The organism is Rahnella inusitata (assembly GCF_003263515.1).
Classification (GTDB): domain Bacteria; phylum Pseudomonadota; class Gammaproteobacteria; order Enterobacterales; family Enterobacteriaceae; genus Rahnella; species Rahnella inusitata.
Genome location: NZ_JYDE01000025.1, coordinates 82,030 through 88,659, shown reverse-complemented (window position 1 = coordinate 88,659; position 6,630 = coordinate 82,030). Strand labels below are relative to the sequence as shown.

Genomic DNA, 6,630 nt, shown 5'->3' with positions numbered 1-6,630 from the left:
GCTGAATTCAGCGCCTTTTTGCATTACGTTCCGGTCAGAAAGTCTTACTTAAACCCTTTCTCACGCTTGATAAGGTCATAGGCAGCCTGAATCGACTGCGCCTTTTCCTTCGCCATTTCCATCATTTCTGGCGGTAAACCCTTCGCCACCAGTTTATCCGGATGGTGTTCGCTCATCAGCTTACGGTACGCACGCTTGATGGTGGTCGCATCGTCTGTCGCCTTTACGCCCAGCACTTTACAGGCATCGGCCAGCGTCGGGCCCTGTTGCGCCTGCTGATAGCCCCCACCGTAAGACCGGCCGCCCTGCTGACCGCCTCCGAACTGCTGACCGCCTTCCATCATGCGCAAGAACTGATCGAACTGCATGCGCGAAATGCCGAGCTCTTCGGCGATCACATACAGCACTTCCCGTTCATTGGGGTGCAACGACCCATCGGCATATGCCGCCTGGATTTGAATTTCCAGAAAAGTCCGTATCAGGTCGAAACGACCAAAACACGCACTGCGCAATTCGCGCATTTTTTCCCGCAACGGATAATTGGCTTCTTTCCCGTCGCGAAAGGCGCGCTGCGCGGCATTGCGCTGTTCGCCGTGTAACTGCATACGTTCCATATAGAGGCTGGCTATCTGGATATCGGCCTCAGTAACCCTGCCTTTCGATTTAGTCAGATTCCCCATCACCTCAAATGTGGTGCGGAAGAAGATAGTTTGACGTGTCTGTTGATCGGTGAAATAACCGCGGCGTTTTGCAGCGCGCGCTGTGTCAAACATATGTCCAATCAACAACCCTGATACAATCCCCCAGAAGCCTGTCCCTGACATATAGCCAAGGATAAGTCCGAGCAGTTTTCCCCAATACTGCATATACTCCTCAATTCGCCATGCCGTCGCTTAAAAATTGCTTTATCATAACCGGCATTTATCGTTGTGCCTAACGGCGGCAACGTAACAGGTGGGATTTAACACTAGCGCAACCATGATGAGTGAGATAGTCTCTGACCGTTTGCCGGCATGATGCCTCTGATGACGGAACACCATTTTACGTATGAAAAACAGACGTCTGAAAACACGCTTACCCACAATGCTGGCCGCCACAATCTGGTCGGCATTGTACAGTCACGGCGCAATGGCCGACCTTGCTGCACAATGTATGCTCGGCGTTCCGACCTATGACAAACCTCTGGTGCAGGGTGATCCTAACTCACTGCCTGTGACCATCAATGCCGATAAGGCAACCGGCAACTACCCTGATAACGCACTGTTTAGCGGAAACGTTAACGTTGTACAGGGCAACAGCACGCTGGATGCCGATCAGGTTCAGCTCAATCAAATCGCAAATCCTAATCAGCCCACACCGACCCGTACCGCCACGGCGACCGGCAACGTGCGTTATAACGATAACCAAATCAAGCTGAACGGACCAAAGGGTTTTGCGAACCTGACCACCAAAGATACTGATGTTCAGGACGGTAATTACCAGATGGTTGGCCGCCAGGGCCGCGGTGACGCCGACAAGATGAAGCAGCGTGATAATAACCGCTACACCATCATGGACAACGGTACGTTCACCACCTGTTTGCCCGGCGACAATAGCTGGAGCGTTGTAGGCTCTGAAGTGATTCAGGATCGCCAGGAAGAAGTGGCAGAAATCTGGAATGCGCGCTTCCACATCGGCCCGGTGCCGGTGTTCTACAGCCCGTATATGCAGTTGCCTATCGGCGACCGCCGCCGTTCCGGTTTCCTTATTCCGAACGCGAAATACAGCAGCAACAACGGCTTCGGTGCGACCGTTCCTTTCTACTGGAACATTGCGCCTAACTACGATGCCACCATCACACCAAACTATATGAGTACCCGTGGTCTGCAATTGCAGAACGAATTCCGTTATCTGACCGTAGCCGGTGCAGGTTTGATGGAGTTTGACTACCTCGGTAATGATAAGAAAATTGATGACCAATATGTCGCAGATGAAAACCGTATCAGCGACAAGACTAAACGCTGGATGTACTACTGGGTGCATTCAGGTGTTTACGATCAGGTATGGCGTTTCAACGTCGACTACACCAAAGTTAGTGACCCGTACTACTTCACCGATTTTGATTCGAAATACGGTTCCAGTACCGACGGCTATGCGACGCAAAAATTCAGCGTTGGCTATTTCAACGAAAACTGGAACGCGACGCTTGCCAGTAAACAGTTCCAGGTGTTCTCCGATTACGGCAACACCAATGCTTACCGCGCCCAGCCACAGCTAGATGTTAATTATTACAAGAATGATGTGGGGCCTTTCGACCTGCATATTTATGGTCAGGCCGCGAAGTTTACCAGCGTAAATCCGGATAACCCGGAAGCCGTCCGAACTCATATCGAACCGACCATCAGCCTGCCGCTCAGCAACGGCTGGGGAAGTCTTGATAACGAAGTAAAACTGATGGCGACCCACTATCAGCAGACTATTTCGGATAACTATTACGATGCCAATCCGGATACCAAACTGCGCTCGTCAGTTAACCGTGTGATGCCTGAGTTTAAAAGCGACGGCAAAATGGTCTTTGACCGTAATATGGACTGGAACAGTGATTACACGCAAACGCTGGAGCCGCGTGTTCAGTATCTGTACATCCCTTATCGTAATCAAAGCTCAATTAACGTCTATGACTCCACGTTGTTACAGTCCGACTATACCGGCCTGTTCCGTGATAAGAGCTACAGTGGACTCGACCGTATTGCCTCTGCTAACCAGGTGGCAAGTGGTTTAACGACACGTATTTATGATGAAGGTCTGGTAGAACGTTTCAATGCGTCTGCGGGTCAGATTTACTACTTCCAGCCACCGCGTACTGGCGATCAGAACAGCGCACTGGATAAAAATGATGATACCGGTAGCCTGGTGTGGGCCGGTGATACTTACTACAAAATCAACAATTTCTGGGGTGTTCGCGGCGGTGTGCAGTATGACACCCGTCTCGATTCGCTGGCCGTTGGTGATGCGGTCCTTGAGTACAAAGCTGACTCAGAAAGAATGATTCAGTTGAGCTACCGTTATGCCAGCCCGGAATACATTCAGGCGACGCTGCCTGATGTGAAAAATGCAGGCTATCAGGACGGCATTTCTCAGGTCGGTGGTATCGCCAGCTGGCCAATCGCCGATCGCTGGGCGATTGTCGGTGCTTACTATTACGACACCAAAGCACAGCAGCCAGCAGACCAGTTAATCGGCCTGCAATACAACACCTGTTGCTGGGCTGTCAACGTCGGCTACGAACGTAAGATAACCAACTACGACACCGTTAAGTCAGAAAGTAAGTATGACAATAAGATTGGTTTCAACATTGAACTTAGAGGCCTTGGAAGTAATCAAACCCTCGGAACGAAAGAAATGTTGGCCACCGGCATACTGCCTTATCAACGCGCTTTCTAAGCCAGACGACACGTTTAACTCAGTGAACTTGAAACCCGCTCTGCGGATTAGACAAATGGAAAAAGTATGAAGAACTGGAGAACACTTCTCCTCGGCGTGACGCTTTGTGCCAGCACTGCGTTTGCAGCCCCTCAGGAAGTTGATAAAGTCGCCGCCGTTGTGAACAACGGTGTCGTGTTACAAAGTGACGTCGATGGCTTAATGCAGTCGGTTAAACAACAAGCGGGCCAGGCTAAACAACAGCTGCCTGATGATGCGACCTTACGCCACCAGATCCTTGATCGTTTGATTATGGACCAGATCCAGCTTCAGATGGCGTCGAAGATGGGCATCACGCTGACCGATCAGGACGTGGATAAAGCCATTGCCGGTATTGCTCAGCAAAATAACATCACCGTGGATCAGCTGCGTAGCCGTCTGGCTTACGACGGTCTGAACTTCAGCACTTACCGCGCCCAGATCCGTAAAGAAATGCTGATCAGCGAAGTGCGCAACGGCGAAGTCCGTCGTCGCGTCACTATCCTGCCTCAGGAAGTGGACCAGCTGTCCAAACAGGTTGCGGCCCAAAACGGCGGCAGCGCTGAGTTCAACCTCAGCCACATCCTGTTGGCACTGCCAGAAAACCCGTCGCAGGATCAGGTTGATGCTGCAGAAGAACAGGCGAAGAAAATTGTCGCCGATCTGAACAACGGCGCCGATTTCGGCAAACTGGCTATTACCTATTCAGCTGACTCACAGGCGCTGAAAGGCGGCAACATGGGCTGGGGCAAATTGCAGGAGCTTCCTTCCCTGTTTGCACAGGCGCTGAGTACCGCACAGAAAGGCCAGATCATCGGTCCAATCCGTTCAGGTGTCGGTTTCCATATTCTGAAAGTGAACGATATCCGTGGCGATAACAAAACGGTCTCCGTCACCGAAGTCCATGCACGTCACATCCTGCTGAAACCTTCTGTAGTGATGACCGATGCACAGGCTAAGGCGAAACTGGAAGAGGTTGCTGCTGATATTAAGAGCGGTAAGGCGACGTTTGCTGATGAAGCTAAACAAATTTCTCAGGATCCAGGTTCTGCCCTTCAGGGTGGTGACTTAGGCTGGGCGTCTCCGGACATGTATGATCCGGCGTTCCGCGATGCGCTGTTGAACCTGAAAAAAGGCCAGATGAGCGCTCCGGTGCACTCTGCCTTTGGCTGGCATCTGATCGAACTGCTTGATACCCGTCAGGTCGATAAAACCGATGCAGCGCAGAAAGAACGCGCTTACCGCATGCTGTTCAACCGTAAGTTTGCGGAAGAAGCACAGACGTGGATGCAGGAACAACGTGCTGAAGCGTATGTGAAAATTATGGATGGTAATGGTAAATAATACTTCCATGACAAAATCTGTGGTCATCACCCCCGGCGAGCCTGCCGGGGTTGGGCCGGATCTGGTACTGGCGCTGGCTCAGCAGGCATGGCCTGTTGAGTTGGTGGTATGTGCCGATCCGGCCCTGCTGCTTGAACGAGCAGACAAACTGGGGCTGAGTATTCAGTTACGCGACTATGTACAGGGGCGCCCTGCACAGCCTCAGGCCGCAGGTACGCTGACCGTACTGCCGGTGAAAACCGCAGCGCCGGTCCTCGCGGGCAGGCTTGACGTCGCGAACAGTCCGTACGTGGTGGAAACTCTCGCCAGAGCCTGTGACGGCGCAATCAGCGGTGAATTTGCTGCGCTGATTACCGGCCCGGTGCAAAAGAGCATCATCAATGATGCTGGCATTCCATTTATCGGCCATACCGAGTTCTTTGCCGATCGCAGCCACTGTGATCGTGTAGTAATGATGCTGGCGACGGAAGAACTGCGCGTCGCGCTGGCGACCACGCATTTACCTTTGCTGGCCGTGCCGGGTGCCATTACCCGTCAAAGCCTGCATGAAGTGATCACCATTCTTCATCATGACCTGAAAACCAAATTCGGCATTGCAGAACCGCAGATTTACGTGTGCGGCCTGAATCCGCATGCCGGAGAAGGCGGTCATATGGGGCACGAGGAGATCGACACGATCATTCCTGCACTGGAGGAATTACGCCAGCAGGGAATGAATCTGATCGGCCCGCTGCCCGCAGATACCCTTTTCCAGCCGAAATATTTACAGCACGCCGATGCTGTTTTATCGATGTATCACGATCAGGGCCTTCCGGTGCTAAAATATCAGGGCTTCGGTCGCGCAGTGAATATCACGCTTGGCCTGCCCTTTATCCGGACTTCGGTTGATCACGGTACCGCACTTGAACTTGCCGCCACCGGCACCGCCGATGCGGGCAGTTTCAGGACAGCAATAAATCTCGCCATTCGTATGGCAATCAATACTTTTGAACCACAACAAACTGATAAATAAAAACAATGAATAGTAGAGTCCACCAGGGGCACTTTGCCCGTAAACGTTTCGGCCAGAACTTTTTAACCGATCAATTTGTGATTGATAGCATCGTGTCGGCCATTCACCCAATGCCTGGGCAAGCGGTGGTCGAAATCGGGCCCGGTCTGGCAGCGTTGACGGCACCTGTCGCTTCACGTCTGGACAGCATGACCGTTATCGAAATTGACCGCGATTTGGCCGCACGTCTGGAGAGCAATCCTAAGTTTCAGGGCAAATTACGCGTTATTCAGTCTGATGCGATGAAAATCAATTTCGCGGAACTGTCAGAAGAGCTCGGCCAGCCGCTTCGCGTCTTCGGTAACCTGCCGTACAACATATCTACCCCGCTGATGTTCCATCTGTTCACCTATACCAACGCCATCAAAGACATGCACTTCATGTTGCAGAAGGAAGTGGTTAACCGTCTGGTTGCAGGCCCGAACAGCAAGGCGTATGGTCGTTTAACTGTCATGGCGCAGTATTACTGTAACGTGATCCCGGTTCTGGAAGTTCCGCCAGAATCCTTCACGCCGGCACCGAAAGTTGATTCCGCCGTGGTGCGTTTGATTCCACACGACGTGATCCCCTATCCGGTTTCCGATATCCGCATTCTGAGTCGTCTGACGACCGATGCGTTTAACCAGCGTCGCAAGACAATCCGTAACAGTCTCGGTCACTTGTTCACACCAGAACAGATGAGCGCGTTGGGTCTGGATCTTTCAATGCGTGCTGAAAATATTTCTGTTGAGCAATTCTGTAAACTGGCTAACTGGTTATCTACCCGACCGAAAACAACAGAACCTCAGGAGTAG

5 protein-coding genes are annotated in these 6,630 nt (G+C 51.9%); 4 read left to right on the top strand and 1 reads right to left on the bottom strand.

Annotated elements, in window-relative coordinates; genetic code table 11:
• Positions 1 to 44 precede the first annotated feature (44 nt).
• Complete coding sequence (gene djlA, locus TU92_RS16115; protein ID WP_112168230.1) at positions 45 to 866, bottom strand: co-chaperone DjlA; 822 nt, start codon at positions 864 to 866, stop codon at positions 45 to 47.
• A gap of 181 nt (positions 867 to 1,047) precedes the next feature.
• Here djlA and lptD point away from each other — a divergent pair, with 181 nt between their 5' ends.
• From lptD to rsmA, 4 genes are all read left to right on the top strand, one after another.
• Positions 1,048 to 3,423 carry an LPS assembly protein LptD gene (gene lptD, locus TU92_RS16110; RefSeq protein ID WP_112168229.1) on the top strand — a complete coding sequence of 792 codons (2,376 nt, stop codon included), beginning with the start codon at positions 1,048 to 1,050 and terminating at the stop codon, positions 3,421 to 3,423.
• 66 nt (positions 3,424 to 3,489) lie between these two features.
• Positions 3,490 to 4,785 (top strand): peptidylprolyl isomerase SurA, encoded by a 1,296-nt coding sequence (surA, locus tag TU92_RS16105; RefSeq protein WP_112168228.1) that lies wholly within the window; start codon positions 3,490 to 3,492, stop codon positions 4,783 to 4,785.
• Positions 4,775 to 5,797 carry a 4-hydroxythreonine-4-phosphate dehydrogenase PdxA gene (pdxA, locus tag TU92_RS16100; RefSeq protein WP_112168233.1) on the top strand — a complete coding sequence of 341 codons (1,023 nt, stop codon included), beginning with the start codon at positions 4,775 to 4,777 and terminating at the stop codon, positions 5,795 to 5,797. Before surA ends, pdxA begins: the two co-directional genes overlap by 11 nt.
• Before the next feature lie 5 nt (positions 5,798 to 5,802).
• Positions 5,803 to 6,630, top strand: coding sequence for a 16S rRNA (adenine(1518)-N(6)/adenine(1519)-N(6))-dimethyltransferase RsmA (gene rsmA / locus TU92_RS16095; protein WP_056776854.1), 828 nt, complete (start codon positions 5,803 to 5,805; stop codon positions 6,628 to 6,630).